General features: G+C 64.5%; 16 protein-coding genes. All 16 read right to left on the bottom strand.

The genetic code is table 11. From position 1 onward, the window contains the following. Positions 1–388, bottom strand: a 388-nt coding sequence (locus tag IIB36_17130; GenBank protein MCH7533462.1) for a hypothetical protein, incomplete at its 3' end; no start/stop codon positions are given. Between the two features lie 162 nt (positions 389–550). After that, positions 551–2200 carry a HAMP domain-containing protein gene (locus tag IIB36_17125; GenBank protein ID MCH7533461.1) on the bottom strand — a complete coding sequence of 550 codons (1650 nt, stop codon included), beginning with the start codon at positions 2198–2200 and terminating at the stop codon, positions 551–553. Between the two features lie 3 nt (positions 2201–2203). Continuing rightward, on the bottom strand, positions 2204–3565 hold the full coding sequence (locus IIB36_17120; protein MCH7533460.1) for a sigma-54-dependent Fis family transcriptional regulator: 1362 nt from the start codon (positions 3563–3565) through the stop codon (positions 2204–2206). A gap of 59 nt (positions 3566–3624) precedes the next feature. Further along, positions 3625–4440, bottom strand: coding sequence for an alpha/beta hydrolase (locus tag IIB36_17115; protein ID MCH7533459.1), 816 nt, complete (start codon positions 4438–4440; stop codon positions 3625–3627). A 193-nt stretch (positions 4441–4633) separates the two neighbouring features. After that, the gene (locus IIB36_17110; protein MCH7533458.1) at positions 4634–5131 is read right to left on the bottom strand and encodes a septal ring lytic transglycosylase RlpA family protein; all 498 of its coding nucleotides are present in this window, start codon (positions 5129–5131) and stop codon (positions 4634–4636) included. Positions 5132–5169: 38 nt separating this feature from the next. Next, positions 5170–5688, bottom strand: a complete 519-nt coding sequence (locus IIB36_17105) for an adenylate cyclase (GenBank protein MCH7533457.1) — start codon at positions 5686–5688, stop codon at positions 5170–5172. Positions 5689–5691: 3 nt separating this feature from the next. Next, the gene (locus IIB36_17100) at positions 5692–6402 is read right to left on the bottom strand and encodes a class I SAM-dependent methyltransferase (GenBank protein MCH7533456.1); all 711 of its coding nucleotides are present in this window, start codon (positions 6400–6402) and stop codon (positions 5692–5694) included. Beyond that, positions 6399–7133: a polyprenol monophosphomannose synthase gene (locus IIB36_17095; GenBank protein ID MCH7533455.1), complete on the bottom strand. Its 735-nt coding sequence runs from the start codon at positions 7131–7133 to the stop codon at positions 6399–6401. The genes IIB36_17100 and IIB36_17095 overlap by 4 nt, the downstream gene beginning before the upstream one ends. Further along, the gene (locus tag IIB36_17090) at positions 7126–8013 is read right to left on the bottom strand and encodes a flippase-like domain-containing protein (GenBank protein MCH7533454.1); all 888 of its coding nucleotides are present in this window, start codon (positions 8011–8013) and stop codon (positions 7126–7128) included. Before IIB36_17090 ends, IIB36_17095 begins: the two co-directional genes overlap by 8 nt. A 44-nt stretch (positions 8014–8057) precedes the next feature. Continuing rightward, a complete protein-coding gene (locus tag IIB36_17085; protein MCH7533453.1) occupies positions 8058–10541 on the bottom strand; it encodes a hypothetical protein in 2484 nt (827 codons plus the stop codon). A gap of 10 nt (positions 10542–10551) precedes the next feature. Continuing rightward, positions 10552–11670, bottom strand: a complete 1119-nt coding sequence (locus tag IIB36_17080) for a glycosyltransferase family 4 protein (GenBank protein MCH7533452.1) — start codon at positions 11668–11670, stop codon at positions 10552–10554. Further along, on the bottom strand, positions 11667–12827 hold the full coding sequence (gene wecB, locus IIB36_17075; GenBank protein ID MCH7533451.1) for a UDP-N-acetylglucosamine 2-epimerase (non-hydrolyzing): 1161 nt from the start codon (positions 12825–12827) through the stop codon (positions 11667–11669). Before wecB ends, IIB36_17080 begins: the two co-directional genes overlap by 4 nt. Next, the gene (locus tag IIB36_17070; GenBank protein MCH7533450.1) at positions 12824–13774 is read right to left on the bottom strand and encodes a glycosyltransferase; all 951 of its coding nucleotides are present in this window, start codon (positions 13772–13774) and stop codon (positions 12824–12826) included. Before IIB36_17070 ends, wecB begins: the two co-directional genes overlap by 4 nt. Beyond that, positions 13771–15276, bottom strand: coding sequence for an RNA polymerase factor sigma-54 (gene rpoN / locus IIB36_17065; GenBank protein ID MCH7533449.1), 1506 nt, complete (start codon positions 15274–15276; stop codon positions 13771–13773). The genes IIB36_17070 and rpoN overlap by 4 nt, the downstream gene beginning before the upstream one ends. 18 nt (positions 15277–15294) lie before the next feature. Then, positions 15295–16092: an LPS export ABC transporter ATP-binding protein gene (gene lptB, locus IIB36_17060; GenBank protein MCH7533448.1), complete on the bottom strand. Its 798-nt coding sequence runs from the start codon at positions 16090–16092 to the stop codon at positions 15295–15297. Continuing rightward, a complete protein-coding gene (locus IIB36_17055; GenBank protein ID MCH7533447.1) occupies positions 16077–17621 on the bottom strand; it encodes a hypothetical protein in 1545 nt (514 codons plus the stop codon). Before IIB36_17055 ends, lptB begins: the two co-directional genes overlap by 16 nt. Positions 17622–17671: the final 50 nt, after the last annotated feature.

Raw genomic sequence — 17671 nt, 5'->3', positions numbered from 1 at the left:
CCCCTATCCAGTGATACGCCAATCGCTTCCCATCCGGCGAGAACACCGATCCATAGGCGAGCCCGCGATCCCCGTCAGCTCCGTGGTTCGTCACCAGCACCAACTCGCCCGTCATCAAATCCCTCACTGCCAGATCGCCGGTTGGATAGTTGATCTCCGAGATGTAGCGACCATCCGGTGACGCTTCGTTGAAGTAGAAATTGAAGTAGGACCCACTCCACACTCGGCGCAGCTCGTACGCCTGCTGCGGGCCGCCCGCGGGTCGCAGGTCGGAGTCGCTCCTCAGGGTCGAGGGAATTTGTTGCGCTGACGCGTCCTGCACAGAGCCCGTATTGCAGCCGGTCAATCCGAGGAGGGCGAGGGCGAGGTACGGGGTGATTCTGGTCATGGTTTGCTCCAGTATGTCGGCGTATCGCCCGTTCCTTTACAAGCCGTGTGCCGCGGAGGACTCGAACTCACAACTCCACCCGCCGTGGGTGGTTACGGCATCGCGAACGATCGAGGTCTAGTGCCAGTTTGTAGCGACTCGCTACAATCCCGTCGCTGACCGCTACAGGGCAAGGAGCGGAAGGCGTACCTCGACAGTGGTGCCTCGGTCCGGCTCGCTGGTCAGCCGGATGCTTCCCCCGTGGGCCGACGCGATCCGCAGTGCGATGGTGAGCCCGAGGCCCGTGCCCCCGGCACGAGTGGTGAAGAGGGGCTCGAACACACGCTCCAGCCGAGCGGGTGTCATGCCTCGCCCATCGTCCCGAATGGTGACCACTACCGTGCCTTCCTCGAGCGCGATCGTGACGCGCGCGCCGCCGCCCGAATCGAGCGCCTGGGCAGCGTTGAGCAGCAGGTTGAGAAAGAGTTGCTCGAGCGCGCCGAGGTCTCCTTTGATGTGGATCGGCCCGCTCTGACTGGGTTCGTGCAAAACGCCGCCACGCTCTTCGAATGCCGGCGTCGAGGCGTGTATGGCTGCCGTGAGTGAAACCAGGACATCTACGGTTGCGGTGTCGACCGACTCCGTCCGGGCGACGTCGAGCGCGGCTCCGACGGTCGCATCGAGGCGCTCGATCTCCTCGAGGGCTCGACCCTGGGGTGCTCGAAGCGGAGAATCCTCGGGAAGCCCCTCCTCGACACGCTGCAGATCTATGCGGATAGCCGTCAGGGGATTCCGAACCTCGTGGGCCAGGGTCGCGGCGAACTCACCCACGGCCGCCAGCGCTTCTCGGTCGGCGAGTTTCTTGAGCGTGCGTCTCAGGCTCTCGGTCATGGTGTTGAAAGCCCGCACGACACGCCCGACTTCGTCATCACGTTCGTGCGCGAGCTGCTGCTCGAGATCACCACGGGAGACGGCGTCGGCCGCGTGGGCCAGCCGTTCCAGGGACTGGGTCATACGACGGACCAGCAATGCCGCCAGAGCCAGTCCGGCCACCGCGACGATCAACAACAAGCCGGCGCCTCGGCTGGCGGCCGCCTGGAAAGGCTCGACGAATGGTGTGAGGGGCGCCGCCGCCACCAATTCGACGGATGGATTTGCGAGGCGCATTCGGTGAGTGAGCCAGTCCTCGCCGCCCCAGACGAATCCGCTGTTGCCAAGCAGCAAGGGATCGAAGAGAAGCGGGAGCAGTGACGCCCCGGTGGCGCCGTCGAACATACCGACCACTATGCCCGTTCCGGCGCTCGGTCCCAATTCGCCCCAAAGCGCACTCGTCTCGATGCGTGCCTCAATGGTCCCGAGTCTATTCCCGAACACCGATTCGTGAACCGCGGCTGACACCGCGACGCCGGACCGGTTCCGGTTGCGCGGATCGAACCCCGCTGGGAAAGTCCACCGTACTTCTCCGCTGGTCGACACGGCCCGGGCGATGATGAGTTCGCCCCCCAGACTCGGAAACTCGCTTGCGATAACAGAGTCGACGAGCCGTGTGAACTCGGCCGACGGCCCATCATCGCTCGAGGTAGAGGGTTCGAGCGACCGCCTGACGACTGGGTGATCGGCGAGGTCGAGAAGTTGCGAACGACTGCGGGTCCAATGGGAACGCAGCTGAGTCGCGGTTTCGTCGAGTACGTCGCTCATCCGCGTCAGCAGCAACTCCTCCCCCGAACGTCTCGCCGTTCCGGTGAGCCACAGACCGATGAGCCCGAGGGGTACGACTGCCACCGCCACGACAACGAGCAGGATCCTGGTCCGAAATGAGATCGTCCAGCGCACCGTTCAGGATTCGTCGGTCTGGTGGCGTGTCTTGTCGATGAGGTCGGCCAAGCCGTGCTTTTCGATTAGACGGTCGAGTCGCGAGCGTGAGATCTCGAGAATCCCGGCGGCCCGTGACTTGTGGCCGCCCGTGGCGTGCAGGACTCCCGCCACGTGGGTACGCTCGGCCTGCGCCATGGACGTGAGACGTGCCGGTCCCGAGGGGGGACCCTCCAGTCCGAGATGTTCCGGTCGGATCACGCTTCCCGTCGTCATCACGACCGCGCGGGTAAGACAGTTTTCCAGCTCTCGCACGTTGCCCGGCCACGCGTGGCCCAGCAGGAGCTGGATTGCCTCTGGCGACAGGGAGGGACGACTGCGACCGAGGTGGTCGCTCGCCTTCGAGATCAGGTACTCAGCGAGCAACGACACGTCCTCCCCGCGGTCGCGGAGCGGCGGCACGACGATCTCGACGATGCGTAGGCGGTAATAGAGATCTTCTCGGAACTTGTCCGTCGCCACGAGGTGCTCGAGATTGCGATGCGTTGCCGCAATGACGCGGGCGTTGGTGCGTTCCGGGCGCTCCGCGCCCACCGGATAGAATTCCCGCTCTTGAAGTACACGCAGGAGCTTGCCCTGAAACTCGGGCGAGGTGTCCCCGATCTCATCGAGAAAGACGGTACCGTCGCCGGCCAGGGCGAAGCGCCCCTTCCGATCGCTCGTCGCTCCCGTAAACGCGCCCTTCACGTGGCCGAAGAGTTCCGATTCGAGGAGCGTCGCGGGCAGCGCCGTGCAATCGACCGCCACGAACGGCGCGGACGCATTAGCCGAGTTCATGTGGATCGCGCGCGCGATCAACTCCTTGCCCGTGCCGCTCTCGCCACGGATGATCACGTTCGTCGGTGTCCCTGCCACTTGGCCGATCGCTTTGAAGATCTCTACCATCTGCGGGTCGCGGCCGATGAGGGAGATGCCATCGGCAGGGGGCTGCTCCGTTGAAGTAGCACGCTTGGCATCGATCCGCCGGTCCGCGAAAACATTGTCGAGAGTGCGGCGCAGCTGATGCAGGTCCAGCGGCTTGACGAGGAAGTCCACGGCGCCCTCGCGCATCGCCGTCGCCACCGTCGGCAAGTCTTGGTACGCCGTCATCAAGATCACGGCGGTGTCTGGACTTCGTTCCTTGAGCAGGTTGAGCAACTCGAGTCCTCCGATTCCCGGCATTCGAACGTCCGTCAGCACGACGTCGGCAGGGGAGTCCGCCAGTAGGGACAGCGCAGCCTCGGCATGCTCGGCGGTGCGCACGTTGGTGGTCCCGTCCTCGAGCACCTCCGCGAGGGACGTGCGAATTCGGGAATCGTCGTCGACGATGAGGATGGACCGGTTCACTCACTAACCTCCCTCAATAAGCGGAGCGCACAGCCGCGTGCTCGCGCTCCGCGCGCACGCTAGTAGGTATCAACGCCCTTGCTGGCCAGGGACGAGTGGATCAGCTCGCTATTGTTGAGATCGACGAGCGCGTCGGCGTCTCCGTGCACCAACAAGGTCGGCGGATCGTCGGCTGACACGTGCAAGATCGGCGACACCGAAGCGCCGAGTGCGTCTTCGAAATCGAGCGCGACGAAGCGGTCTGCTGCTCCGGGCACAACGACCCCGCGCGCAAAGAATAGCCCACTCTCCGGGAGCGTGGCCGGAAAGCTTTTGCTCGGGCTTGCCCGCTGACGCAGATCCACAGGGGGGTAGTATGCGACGACCGCTGCGACGCGACTGCTGACACGCAGCACTTCGTCGGTCGCGTTGGGGTCACCTTCGTCTGCGGCCAGACCCAGCATGAGGGAGAGATGGCCGCCGGCACTGCCTCCGTAGACGCCCAGGCGGTCCGGGTCGATTCCATAGGTCGACGCGTGGAGACGCACGAACCGCACCGCGCGACGCACGTCGGCGTACGCTTCTGGCACGTTGAACCTCGGGCTGCTCCCGTGACGGACGGCGAAGACCGTAAACCCCTGGTCCAAGAGCGCCTCGAACCTCGCCCGGGCTTGGTCTGGAGGCGTCCACCGCGAGACCCAGCCGCCGCTCACCATGTTGAGGATCCCCACGCCGTTGGGCTCGCCAGGCGGCGTGAAGACGTCAAAGGTCAGAGCCATCCCGTCCTTATGGCCGTAGACCACATCCGGGATGACGGAAGCGCTGCTCTGTGCGTGGACCGGGACAGCCAGGCAGAACACCGTCAGCGTCGCGGCAGTTTTGGCTCGCTTCAACATTCTCATGGTCGTTCTCCTCAGGGTCGGGACAACGTGAGGGATGGGTCGAAACTGGTCAATGTCGAGTACGTGCAACCCTGAGGCTCCCTCAATTTACTTCGTATAATATGTATTATGTTACCTTCGTCCAAGACAGGTTGACTTCGAGCCGGCTCTTGGCCCCGGTCCGCCTGCTTCCCCTCTAGTTCTAGTTCTAGTTGGCCCTTCGCGTCTGGTACGGCTCCAGGGATCTCACGCGAACGGCGGCCGTTCCTGTGCCCACCATGCCCAGCTTGACGGCGGCCGTGTAGGTAACGTCGATGATACGGCGCCCTGGGTCGTGGAACGGGCCCCGGTCGGTCACCCTCAGAACCACGCTTCGTCCGTTCGCGAGATTGGTGACCTCGACGTAGCTCGGGAGCGGCAGAGTTCGGTGCGCCGCCGTCATCCCGTACATGTCATACGTCTCGCCGCTACTCGTCGGCCGCCCGTGGAACGGTTCACCGTACCACGAGGCCACCCCTCGTTCGTCGTATCCCTCTGAGGTATCGAGAACCAGGTACGTACTGCCCGACTGTAGGTATTGGGCCATGTTCCCAGTCCGGCTGGGCGGCTCCACCTTCGGGATCGGGTCCGGAATGGCCTCAAGGGCCGCAACATCCGCATCCGAGGACCGCACCCTGGGGCCCGACAGCTCGGGAGACCCGATCATGGTGCACGAGGTCGCGGCCAACACGGCCGACGCGAGCACTAGTCGCTGAGTCCTGTCCATCCTTTCACTTCCTTGTAGGCTTTCTTGACGAGCTTGCGCTGCTTCTTAGGTTTGAGGCGCGCTAAGTGCCCACTGACAAAGCGGTTATCGTCCGTAACCTCACGGAGAATCTGGACTCCGTCTGGAGGATCCGGCAACGGATCGCTCTCGGCCTCGAGCTCGATCTCCATGAGGGCCAAGCCGTCGAGAGCGCCGAGGAAACGATCGAGCTCCCAGGGGCCGATCTTCCAGCGAATCTTCTCGACGATTCGGTCCTCCGCAGCCTCCAGAAGCCGGACGGCCATCTCGGGTGGCACGATCGTCTCCACCTCCTCTCGACGGATGCCCGAGCCGATCTTGCACGTGAGGACGGCGCCCCTCGGCTCACCGGTCCGGATGCGGACCGAGGGCTCGCCGTTCCGGATGTACCCTTGGCGGTAGTGGTGCCCGTCGCCGAGCGTGTACCAGAGCGCGTCGGCAACGCGAACGAGGAATCGGCGCTCGATCTCCCACGCCATCCCCTACCCTCCTGGCTTCCGGCCGAGCACCGCGATGCGGCGCCTCAGAAACGGGACGAAGCTCTGAAGGAGGCGTTCGGCGACGTTCAGGCCGGGCAGATGGGATTCCGCGTAGTACGCGCGCTCGATCTCGAAGCCCTGGTTGGTGAGCAACGCCCTCATGCGCTCCATCGACTTGTAGTCCACATGGCTCACGTCCCGCTTGAGCACGATATCGCGGTTCTTGAGCGCTTCCAGAAAATGACCGCGGTGCGGGGTCCAGGTGCTGAAGCGGCCGCCAGGCTTGAGAAGCCGATACGCCTCCTTCGACACGCGCTCGGAGTCGTCCGGATACAAGTGCTCGAAGAGGTCCGCGGCGATGACCACGTCGTACGCCGCGCCCTCGAGGCCGGTTTCGCGCCCGTCGGCGCACACGAAACGCAGCTTGTCGTGCGGGTCGGACTCGAGTCGCCGGTTGCAGATCTCGATGCTCTTCTCGCTGAAGTCGACGCCAACGACCTCCCCGACCCGGTCGGCGAGCTCGAAGCAGAAAGTGCCCCATCCGCAGCCGAGATCGACCACGCGGTCGGTCGGTGTCGGGTCGTGGATCGAGAGGACCTTCTGCACGCGGTACCGCTGGAAGCGACTCTCGGTGTCGATGAGGTGATCCGCGCCCTCTTCGAAGTAGTCGCTGGAGTCGTAGAACTCCTTCCCGATGCGGGATTCGCTCGTCACAGGCGTCGAAAAATCTGCTGGAACTTGAGCCACCAGACGCGCCACACGGCTTCGCGGACGATCCGTTTCGACATCTTGGACTCACCGCTATCCCGCTCCGTGAAGAGGATGGGGACTTCTGTGAACGAGAACCCCCTGCACCAGGCGCGGAATTTCAGCTCGATCTGGAATGCGTAACCGTTCGAGCGCACCCGATCGAGCCTGACCCTCTCGAGCACCCTGCGGTGCCAGCAGTTGAAGCCGCCGGTCGCGTCTCGGATAGGCATTCTGGTGATGGTGCGCGCGTACCACGAACCGAAGTAGCTCACGAGGAGTCGGCTCATCGGCCAGTTGGAGACCGTGACCTTACCGTCGACGTACCTCGAGCCGATGACGAAGTCGTGATCCTCGGCCGCGGCGATCAGCGAAGGCAGCGCCTCGGGAGGGTGCGAGATATCGGCGTCCATCTCGAAGATCAGCTCGTATTCCCTCTCGAGCGCCCAAGCGAAGCCTGCGAGATACGCCTTCCCCAAACCGTCTTTCAAGGGGCGGTGCATGACATGCACGCGGGGGTCCTGGGTAGCGATCTCGTCGGCGAGCCTACCGGTGCCGTCCGGCGAAGCGTCATCGACGACGAGCACATCGATGCGCTCGTCCTGCTCGAGAATCTTCGGGATCTTCCGGGGAAGGTTTTCCTTCTCGTTGTACGTCGGCACGATGACGAGGAAGCGCTCGCTACGTCCCTCACTCATCGCTGGCGTCCTTCCCTGTTCCGTTAGCTGCGACGTGACGCACCCAGAACACCGCGGCGGGAACGAGCTCCACGACCGTGGTCCAGACCCGTGCAATGACGGCGAGCGCGCCGGCCGGGCCGACACCTACGTGCGGAGTCAAGAATGCCACCAGGAATCCCTCGCGTACCCCGACGCCCGCCGGGGCCGGGATGAACAGGTAACCGATGACGTACGCGGCCGCGAAGGCGGATGCGGCGGGTACGATCCCGGCGGAGACACCGAAGCTGACGACGAGCACCCAAAACGACAACGCCAAGAGTACCCAATTGAGCGCGTAGAGTGCGAGCCACTGTAGCCCGTGAACCGAGTCCAACTGCTGGGGCGTCTCCGCGCGCGCCACACGGAACCAGAGCCGGGCGCCCCACCGGAAGCTGGTAGGGGTCGCGATGACGATGGTGACGAGCACGAGGAGGCCGGCGGCGAAGAGCCCCCAAGGACGCAGACGCTCGGGTCCGGTGAGCAACGCGCCCAGCCCCACTGCGGTCGCCGCGAGCAGCGACAGCCCTTGGCCGAGCACCGCCGCACCGGTCGCCGTGACAGGTCCCACACCCTTTCCCCGCGCGAGCGCGGCGAGCCCGGCGATTTGCCACACTTTCCCGGGCACGTAGCGGCCGAGGTTCGCGATCATGAACAGTTGGATGGCCTCGATCGGCGGAATGCGCGCACCACCGAGATCAGCGACGACCCGGGCCCAAAGCACGGCGTTCATGAACATCGCGATGAGCAGTAGAGCGCATGCCGCCCCTAACAGCAGCAGATTCGGCTGCCACGCCGCCGGATCGAGATCCTGGAATTCGGTCCAGTCCAGCCCCACCCGGTCCACGATGAACCACGTCACCAGGATCGTAAGGGCGAGCTGCCCGATTCGGATCAGCCAGGTCTTCAGTGAGCCTCCCTTCTCCGGCGCCCGCGCCAGAGATCGAAGCCGGCGGCCGCCACGACCGCCAGGAAGAGCACCAGGCTAATCCAGATGCTGGTGCGGACCAATGCGGATTCGTATACCATCTCGACGGTGTGCTCACCCGTCGGGATCGGCACGGCGCGCAGGCTGTGATACGCGCGTAGGACCGGCTGTTCGGCGCCGTTCACGGTCGCTCGCCAGGCCGGGAACCAGTTGTCGGAGACCACGAGCAGCGCGGGCTGCTGCGTAGTGACCGAGAGCCGGAGCCGGTTTGGGGTTCGCTCCAGCCACGTCACGGTGCCTGCCACGGGCCCGCCTCGGAGCGCCAGCGGCGGGGCTTCGGTCAATACCACCTCGGCCTCGGGGTCGAAGTCGGGCGAAAGCATGTACGGGACTGCTTCTTCGTCCGACTTGATCACCGCGCTGCCCACCAGGCGAGCGCGTGGTAGGCCTTCCTCGATGAAGACTGTCTCGTAGGGTCGACCGTCGCTGAGCTGTGTCCGCGAGAAAATACGCCCCTCGATGGACTGCCCGAGCTCGTAATCCGGCCACAGCCAGTACTTCACGTTGAGCAGCCGGCGGATGTTCGGGTTGAAGAGATTCTCGGGCGTGCCCGACCCCACCATCCCGATCAACTCACGGTAGCGGGACAGGTCGTTGGGGTGATTCCCCGCGACGAGCTCGATGCCGTGGAGTGCCGGGATCACGTCCTGCCCAGACCTGCGAAACGAAAAGAGCCGATAGGGCTCGTCGCTGCCCTCTTCCTGGTTCAGGATCGCCTGAATGTTGGCATCCGGCGCCGACCATGTCTTGAAGTCGAACGGCTGGATGAACGTGTTCGATACGCGCAGTTCGTCTGCCACGACGAGCAGCACGAGTCCCGCCAGCAGCGCCTTCGGGGCCAGGTAGGCGCCGCGGACAGCCCAGGTCAGCCCGGCGAGCGCAAGAGCCAAAAAGAACGCGATGAACGCGCCCTGCCCGATGAAGGGTCGGAGCTGGCTCTCCATGAGCTGGAGGCGGCCCGGATCGACGTCCGCGTAGACAGTCGAGGTCCACAAGGACGTCAGGACTCCCGAGGCCGCCAGCAGCGCGACAACTCCGAGCACCCCGGCGGCGCCCCAGAGCACGCGCATGATACTGCGCCAGCCCTCGTCGTCGTCCTCCCGAGCGGCCCCGAGAATCCGGTCCACACCGAGAGCGGCCAGAGTCGCGGCGCCGAAACCGAACAGGAACATGACCTGGGACGGAGCTCGGAACAGGCGGATGCCTGGCACAAGCTCGTAGAAGAGCCGCCAAATAGGCGTATGGGCCCCCAGTGCGAACAGGAACGCGAGTGCTCCCAGGCCCGTGAAGAACCAGCGCAGTCCCGACCGCGCACCGCCCACGAAGGAGACAGCGGCGAGCAGAAGCAGCACGAGACCGGCGTACTCGTGGTTGTCCTTGAAGAGGTTCCGGCCCCAGTACGTGTTTTGCGCCCAGTCAGCCGAACCTCCCGCGTTGTTCCCCGCGAATTCGGGGATCACCATCGCCATCGCTTCCTCGGGATGGAGAGACCACGAGCTGGACCACGCGACTCCAGATTCTCCTGCGGCCTCTCGAGAGGTCTGAATTCGCCGCGAGTAGTCGGTTACGTAGTCGAAGGCGGGGAAGAACTGGAAGCCTGCGATTCCAGCGCCGGTGAGCGACGCCGCCAAGAAGAGGGCGAAGCGGACGCCCGCCGTGCGTGGACCGGACGCGCCGTGCGCCACTGTGGGCTCCTCCTCGGCATCCGCGACGCGCGTGCGCGCGATCTGTACCGACCGGAAGATCCCGTACAGACCCACAGCTCCGAATAGGAAGTACGCCATCTGGAAGTGGGTCGTCGAGATGACCAGCCCGATGATGAGCGCCATCGAGCAGAATGCCGCCACTCGCGGAGCCACGAAGTGACGCTCGACCGCCCAGAAGAGCAACGGCGTCAGCGCAGTGACGAAGATCTTCCCGTCGTGACCAGGGTGCACGAGGCTCACGAAGAACGGCGCGAGCATGTAGCCCACACCCGCGACGAGCGCGGCCGGTCGGGACGCTCCGATCGAGCGCACCCAAGCGAACATGAAGAAGCCTGCAGCCGCGACGTGGATGACCAGCTTCCAGCCGAGGGCCCGGAATGGCTCCATGACCAGGAGTAGGAACAGCGACGGAGGGTAGAACGAGTCGCCTGCGGAAAGCGCTTCCAGGAACGGCGTGCCGCCCAGGATATCGGGCGCCCATCGCGGAAGTGCACCGAAGGTACGGATCGACTCGGCGTAGAGCTCCCGTACGACATAACCCATCCCCAGCAAGGTGTCCGCGCCGTACAGCATCTGGTCGCCGAACACGAACTCGCGAAAGAGCAGCAGGGTCAGACCGACGAAGAGCGTGGGCGGCAGCCACCTCGGGACGGAAGGTACCTGGGCGTCCCGGTCTTTCCGTCGCTTCTTCGCCATCTCTGCCCCGCTACGCGGCGTGGCGGCGCGCCACGAGCTCCTCGTAGATATCGAGATGCCGGTCGACGAGGCGGGCGTTGCTCCACCTGTCCACGACTCGCCTTCGCGCTTCGGCGCCCAAGCCGCGGAGCTGACCGCCGCGCAGCAGCTCGATCACCTTCGCCGCGAGAGACGCGGGATCCGCGGGCTCGAAGAGCCCACCCACCGAGCTACTGACGATTTCGGGTAAGCCTCCGACCCTCGACGCGGCGACCGGCAGCTCGCACGACATCGCCTCTAGCGCCGCGATCGAGGTCGCCTCCATCAGCGATGGAAAGATCGCCAGGTCGCCGGACGAAAGAAGGCCGGGCATCTCCTGGTTGGCGCGCGCGCCCAGGAAGGTCACGCGGTCGGCGACCCCGAGTTCAGCGGCCAGGGCCTCGAGCTTCTGCCGTTCCGGTCCGTTTCCCACGAGCACCGCCTCTGCGTCGACCTCGCTCGTGATGAGCGGCATCGCGCGCACGAAGTACTCGACGCCGTTCTTGTGGAAGAGCCTGCGCGGTACGATCAGGCGCGCGCGCCCGTCCGGGAGCGCAGAGAGCGTCGGCTCGACACGCCGAAAGAACGACGTTTCGACTCCGTTGGTGAGCGCCTCGACGCGGACGCCGGGCGCAATGCCCTCGCCCACTGAGGCGATCTCAACACTCGCGGCAAGGTTGTGGTCCGCAGCCTCCAGAAAGCGCTTGAAGATCGGACGCCAAAAGCGCGACTCGGCTCGCTTGAGGAAGTGACTCGTGTGGTACGTAGTGACGATCGGTGCCTTGCCTACCCGTTGCGCGACCATGCACGGAAGAACCGACGCGATGTCCTGGGCGTGCAAGACGTCGGCCGAGCGAGCGAGGGCACCGAAACGCGGCATCGAGAAGAAGGCGTGGGCTGCCCAGCCAGGCGCATTGCGCGCGGGCATCCAGGTTCGCCACACTCGAACGCCGCCCATGATCTCATGATAGGGTAGTCCTGGCTGAGAACGAGACGTCACCATGTCCACTTCGTGTCCACGTTGGGCCAGTGCCTGGCACAGGTAGTAGACGTGGCTCTCGAGGCCGCCGACCTCCGGAGGAAAGTAGACGCAGTGCATGAGGATGTTCACGCGCCCCAGTCCTCCATGGCGCGCGGACGCCCGAGCAGGTCGGAAACCACGATGTCCGCGATGCGCGCGCCGGCTCTACCGTCCCCGTACGGGTTGGTAGCCGGTACGTCCGACGCCGAGCGAGCGAGTGCCGCCCGACTGCGCTCCAGGATCAGCTTCCGGTTCGTGCCCACGAGTTCGGCCACCCCCGCCTCGATACCCTCTGGGCGCTCCGTCACCTCGCGCAATACCAGAACGGGCACACCGAAGGTGGGAGCCTCCTCCTGGATACCGCCCGAGTCGGTCAGGACGAGCGCCGCCGACGCGAGTGCGGCGACCAGGTCGAGATAGCCAAGCGGGTCGATGAGGTGGATGCGCTCATGGTCCGTGAGCAGTTCGCGCGCAGGTTCGAGGATGCTGGGGTTCGGATGCACCGGATACACGATCTCGATGTCGTCGATCTCATCCGCGAGCGCGCGCACCGCGCCGAACAGCTCGCGGATCGGTGCACCGAACGATTCACGCCGATGCGCAGTCAGCAGCACGAGCCTGCGCTCACCCTGAATCGCCGCGCGCAAGACCTCGTTCTCAACGGGTCTCTGTTGGTCGGCCACGCTCATGAGCGCGTCGACGACGGTATTGCCGGTCACGTACACGTGCTCCGCAGGCACTTTTTCGGCGAGCAGAGCGCGCTTGGCGTGCGCCGTCGGCGCGAAGCAGTAGTCGGAGACCACATCCGTAAGGCGCCGGAAGATCTCCTCGGGGAACGGAGCCCACTTGTCGTGGCTGCGCAGGCCGGCCTCGACGTGCCCGACCTTCACCCGCTCGAAGAAGCCCACGAGCGACCCGGTGAACACCGTGGCGGTGTCGCCCTGCACGAGCAACGCATCGGGTCTGAACTCTTGCACGACGCCACGCAGGCCTTCGAGCGCGCCCTGAACCACGTCGTAGAGGGTCTGGCCCTCTTTCATGATGCCCAAGTCGTAGTCGGGGTCCAGTCGGAGCGCCTGCACGACCTGGTCGACGAGTTGCGTGTGTTGGCCCGTGAGCACCACACGCGTCTCGACGTCGGCGCTGTGATCGCGCAGTGCGTCGACGACCGGGGCCATCTTGATCGCCTCGGGTCGAGTCCCCACCACGACGAGGACTCGACGGGGCACCCCGACCTTCTCACTCAAGTCAGTCGTCCATTCTTCTTCAGCGCGTCGAGCTCGTCCCTCACCTGCGCGATTTGCTCCGAGACGAGCCCGAAGCCTACGAGCAGGAAGCCGAGCGTCTCGAACAGCATCACCAGATACAGAAGTGGCCGGTACCCCATGGGCGGGATGTACGGGTCGAACCCCACCATTGGGTGCACGAAGCGCAGGTAGATCGCCACCCCCGCGACGAGAACTCCCAGTCCGGCCAAGAGCATCCCGGTTACGCCGAAGAGCAGCAGCGGCTTCCGCGAGAACATCAGCAGGAAGCCCACGGAAACCAGGTCGAGCAATCCGACGATGATTCGAAACGGCCCGGTGAACTTGGACTTCCCTGCCCGTCTGGGGTGCAGCTCGATGTCGATCTCGCTTACGGTCGCACCGCGGGCGTGCGCGAGCACGACGAAGAAGCGGTGCCAGTCGTGGCGCAGTGTGAGCCCGTCGAGCACGCTTCGGTGGAACGCCTTCATCGAGTTGAGATCGGAGACCGGCACGTCGAAGACCCGGCGCGAGATCCGGTTGTAGACCGTGGAGACCGCCCTCTTGTTGTACCCTCCGATCTTGCGCCCCGTCACGATATCGAACCCGTCCGCGAGTCGCTCGAGGAAGCGGGGGATCTCGTCCGGAGAGTGCTGCAGGTCCGCGTCGAAAAGCACGAGATAGCTTTTCTCGGTCGAGGCCGCTCCAGTGATCATCGCCTCGGTCTTTCCCTGGTTCGTCTTGTGCTGGACGATTTTGAAAGCTCCCCACCCGTCTGCCTCTTCACGTGCGAGCGAGGCGGTATCATCCGTGGAACCGTCGTCGACGAGCACGACCTCACCATCGAGCCCATGGCGCTCGAACGCCTCCCTGAGCTCCCGCACCAGCTCCTTGATGACGGGTGCTTCGTTGAAGGCGGGGACGATTACGGCGAAGTCGCTCTTGCTCATACGCGCTTGCGCATGCGGGCGGGCAGGATCCCGAGTTGGTCCCGGTACTTGGCCACCGTACGGCGAGCGATCTTCACGCCGTCGACCATGAGCGACTTCACGATCGCCTGATCGGTGAGCGGCTTGCCGGTGTCCTCGTCCGCGACGAGGCTCTTGATCTTGTCCTTCACGCCGCGCGCCGAGATGTCCTCGCCGCTCGTGGTCGAGAGACCGCTCGAGAAGAAGTACTTGAGTGAATAAACTCCGCGCGGCGTCTGCACGTACTTCTTGTTCGTTACCCGCGACACAGTCGACTCGTGCATCTCGATGTAATCGGCGACCTCGCGCAGCGTGAGCGGCCTGAGGTGCTGCACTCCTCGCTTGAAGAAGTCGCGCTGACGGTCCACAATGAAGTTCATGACCTTGAGCATGGTCTGACGCCGCTGCTCGATCGCCTGAATCATCCACTGGGCCGAATTCAGCCTGCTGGAGATGAACTCCTTGTTTTCGCCTGTGAACTTCTTGTCCCGGGCGATCTCCCGGTAGCTCTGTGATATGCGCAGCCTGGGCAAGCTCGTGTCGTTGGCGAAGACCAGATACTCACCGTCGATCTCCTCGACGATGAGATCGGGGATGACATACTGTTCCGGTTCCGCGGAATACTTGAGTCCTGGCTTGGGATCGAGATGGCTGATCGCGTCAGCGGCGTCCTGCACCTCGATCGGCTGGACGCCGAGCTCCTTGGCGAGTTCCGTCCAGCGATGGTTGAAGAGCGCGTCGAAGTGGTCCCGCACGATCACATACGTGAGCTCACCCTCTTCGTCACGCATCCTGAGCTGGATGAGGATCGACTCGCGCACGTCCCGAGCTCCGATCCCCGGCGGGTCGAAGCCTTGGATGACCTCGAGCATCGCCTCGGCTTCCCCGATGACGTACGGCCTGAAGAGCGCCGCGATCTCCTCGAGCTCGGCGGCGCGCACAGCCTCGTCATCGATCGACTCCGCGGTAGCGATCGCCGTGGGCCGCACCTCCGCGAGCCAGCCGTTCACACCGCTCACCGCCTCCTCGAGCCCACACGCGAGCATCCCGTCGTCGTTGATGTTTCCGACGATTTCCTCACCCATCCGGACCTCTCGTTCCGACAGCGAATGCAAACGCAGCTGGTCCTGCAGATGATCGTGCAGGTCGCGCGCGGCGACCGGCGTACGCTCGAAGTGTTCAGTGTGTTCGTACTGCGCGCGCCGACCTCCGACGTCGAATCCGTCGAGAAGGATTTCCTCCCAGTCGATTTCGTCGTCGTCCGTGGGTTCGTCGGCGGTGTCTTCCTTGAGCTCGACTTCCTGCTCGACCTCCGCTTCCTCCATCTCCAGCAGAGGGTTCTCGGCAACCTCCTGCTTCAGGTGTTGCTCGAGATCCAGCATGGGCATGTACAGCAACTCCATCGCCTGATATAGGCGTGGGTTGATCCGCAACTCCTGCCGGAGCTGCACACTCTGTTGAAGTTTGAGGCTGAATTGATTCATCGGCGACTCGGATCCCCGCTAGACTCCGGCCGGCTCTGGATACCGGGCCCGCATGCGTGCCGTCAGCGTCGGACCGAGGTAAATCTCTGCAACTTCCTCGTTCCAAACCAACTCTGAGACGGTCCCACTCACTCGGATACGTCCTTCATACATGATGTATGCCCGATCCACGATCTCGAGCGTCTGCTCGACATTGTGATCCGTGATGATCACGCCGATGTCGCGGTCCTTGAGTCCCCGAACGATCTGCTGGATATCGTTGACCGCGATCGGATCGATGCCTGCGAACGGCTCGTCGAGAAGCATGAACTTCGGCCGTTGCACGAGGGCTCGTGTGATCTCAAGCCTACGCCGCTCGCCCCCGGACAGCGAATACGCCTTGTGCTTCCTGAGCTGCTCGAGGCCCAGCTCGCCGAGTAGCTGATCGAGGCGCTCGCGCTGTGCCGCCTTGGGCAGCTTCAGCGTCTCGAGGATCGCGAGCACGTTCTCCTCGACCGTGAGGCGTCGGAAGACCGACGGCTCTTGGGCCAAGTAGCCGATCCCAAGGCGAGCTCGGCGGTACATCGGGGTGCTTGTGAGGTCGTCACCGTCCAGGTGGACGGTGCCGGAATGAGGGGGGATCAGCCCGACCATCATGTAGAAGGTCGTGGTCTTCCCTGCCCCGTTCGGCCCCAGCAACCCTACGATCTCTCCCTGGCGAACGGTCAGATCGACCTCGTTCACGACCTTGCGGCGCCGGTATATCTTGGTGAGACCCTCGCCGGAGAGGCGACTCTCCGCGCCTGGGTTCTCGGCGTCCGTCACGAGCCCCTCCATGGATGACGAGTCGCGGCCGACTCCCGGATTTGGGGACGGCCCACAGATGAACGTGTGCGTGACTCCGGCGCGCGCGAAGGCTCCGGCGGTGTGGTTCCTGGGGGCGAGCCACCTACCGTGGTCGTGTCGAGGGCGGTCGCGGTGTCGATTCCGGCGGTCTGCGCGGTGAGGCTGTCCTCCATCACCGGCACTGGCTCGAGATGCATGCCTCGCGTCTGGCCGGTCACTTCCATGCGGTCGACCTCGCCTTCGACCATGACGATCGTGATCTCGTCGCCGAGCACATAGTGCACGGCGGGTGCGTCCACACCCGCGACAGCGGTCGTGTCCGACGGTGGTAGTCGGTACAGACTCCGCGCGTCGCCCCGGGCGGTGATCCGGTCGATCCGGTACGCCGACTGTGCCGTGTCCGCGGCAGACCCCCGGCTCTCTATGGTGTCCACAGGCACGAACGTTACGATGACCGTTTCGCCCTCCAACCAGTCGGTGCGCGCGATCTCCGGCAACATCTCGACGTTCAAGGAGTCGCGTGCGCGAGAGACGCTGCGGGCCATGCCTCCCGCGAAGATCTGTTCGAGCACCTCGCCGGGCGCGATGACCTCGATCGAGTCCGCGGTGAGCTCGAAGTCATCGGCCTGGGCGACGGGACGTGCATCCGCGCTGTCGAGGGACATGACGCCAGGCGGCGCCGGGGCCATCACGGCGACGAGTCGCTGCAGCAGATCGTCGAGCAGGTAGATCCGGATCTCGGGCGACGTGAGCACTAAGTCGTCGCCGTTCAGCACGGCGTTGCCAACGGCCCGCACCTCGTCGATGTCGTCGCCGTCCATTCCGAGCGTGATCGTGCGACCGACGAGATCGTACGTCGGGGCGTCGACCCTGGCAGATCCCTCGAGGAGGATTCGGCCCGCTACCTGGTCATATTCGACGCTGTCGGCAAACGCGTTCAGCGAGTCCCGCTCGATCTCGACATTGCCGGTGGCGCGGAAATAGCTGTTGCCTTGGCGGAAGATGCGGTCGCCGTCGACAACGTAAGGCGAACCCCACCCATCGGGCTCGGCATCCACCAGCTCAGGGGATTCGGGCACGCCTGGTTCGGTGGTCTTCGGCCTGGGCTCTGCCGGCTTCATCCGTAGGATCGCGTGTGGCCGAATGCCGTCCGCCGCGATCGTCACCGTCATCTGCGACTCCTCCCGGAAGTCCGTGGCGCGCAGATATACCAGGTTCCCGTTCTGGATCGTGAAGCCCTGAATTGTATCTTGGACGAAGACGTGGCCGTAGGCTTGAAGTCGACCCTGCTCGGAGAAGTAGCGGACTTCATCCGCGTTTAACTCCCCGTTGAGGTCGAGGAAGCGAACCGATCCCATCAAGTGCTGCAGGCCCTGGGCGGAGTACTCCACCGCCGAGTCGGCCCAGATCTCGATCCCGTCGTCGCACAGTATGTGGGGAGCGCCGACGTATGTGATCGTGACACCGCTCGAGAGCGTGATGGTGTTTGAGCTCCTCGTCGGGGCTAGGAAATCGCACACTTGCCGAGCACTGAGCTGAGATGGAATCAAGGCGCACGTCAACAGGACGA

This window comes from Gemmatimonadota bacterium, from assembly GCA_022560615.1.
Taxonomy (GTDB): Bacteria; Gemmatimonadota; Gemmatimonadetes; order Longimicrobiales; family Gaopeijiaceae; genus UBA1138.
Note: the sequence above shows the minus strand (reverse complement) of the source record. Positions and strands in the feature narration are given on the sequence as shown.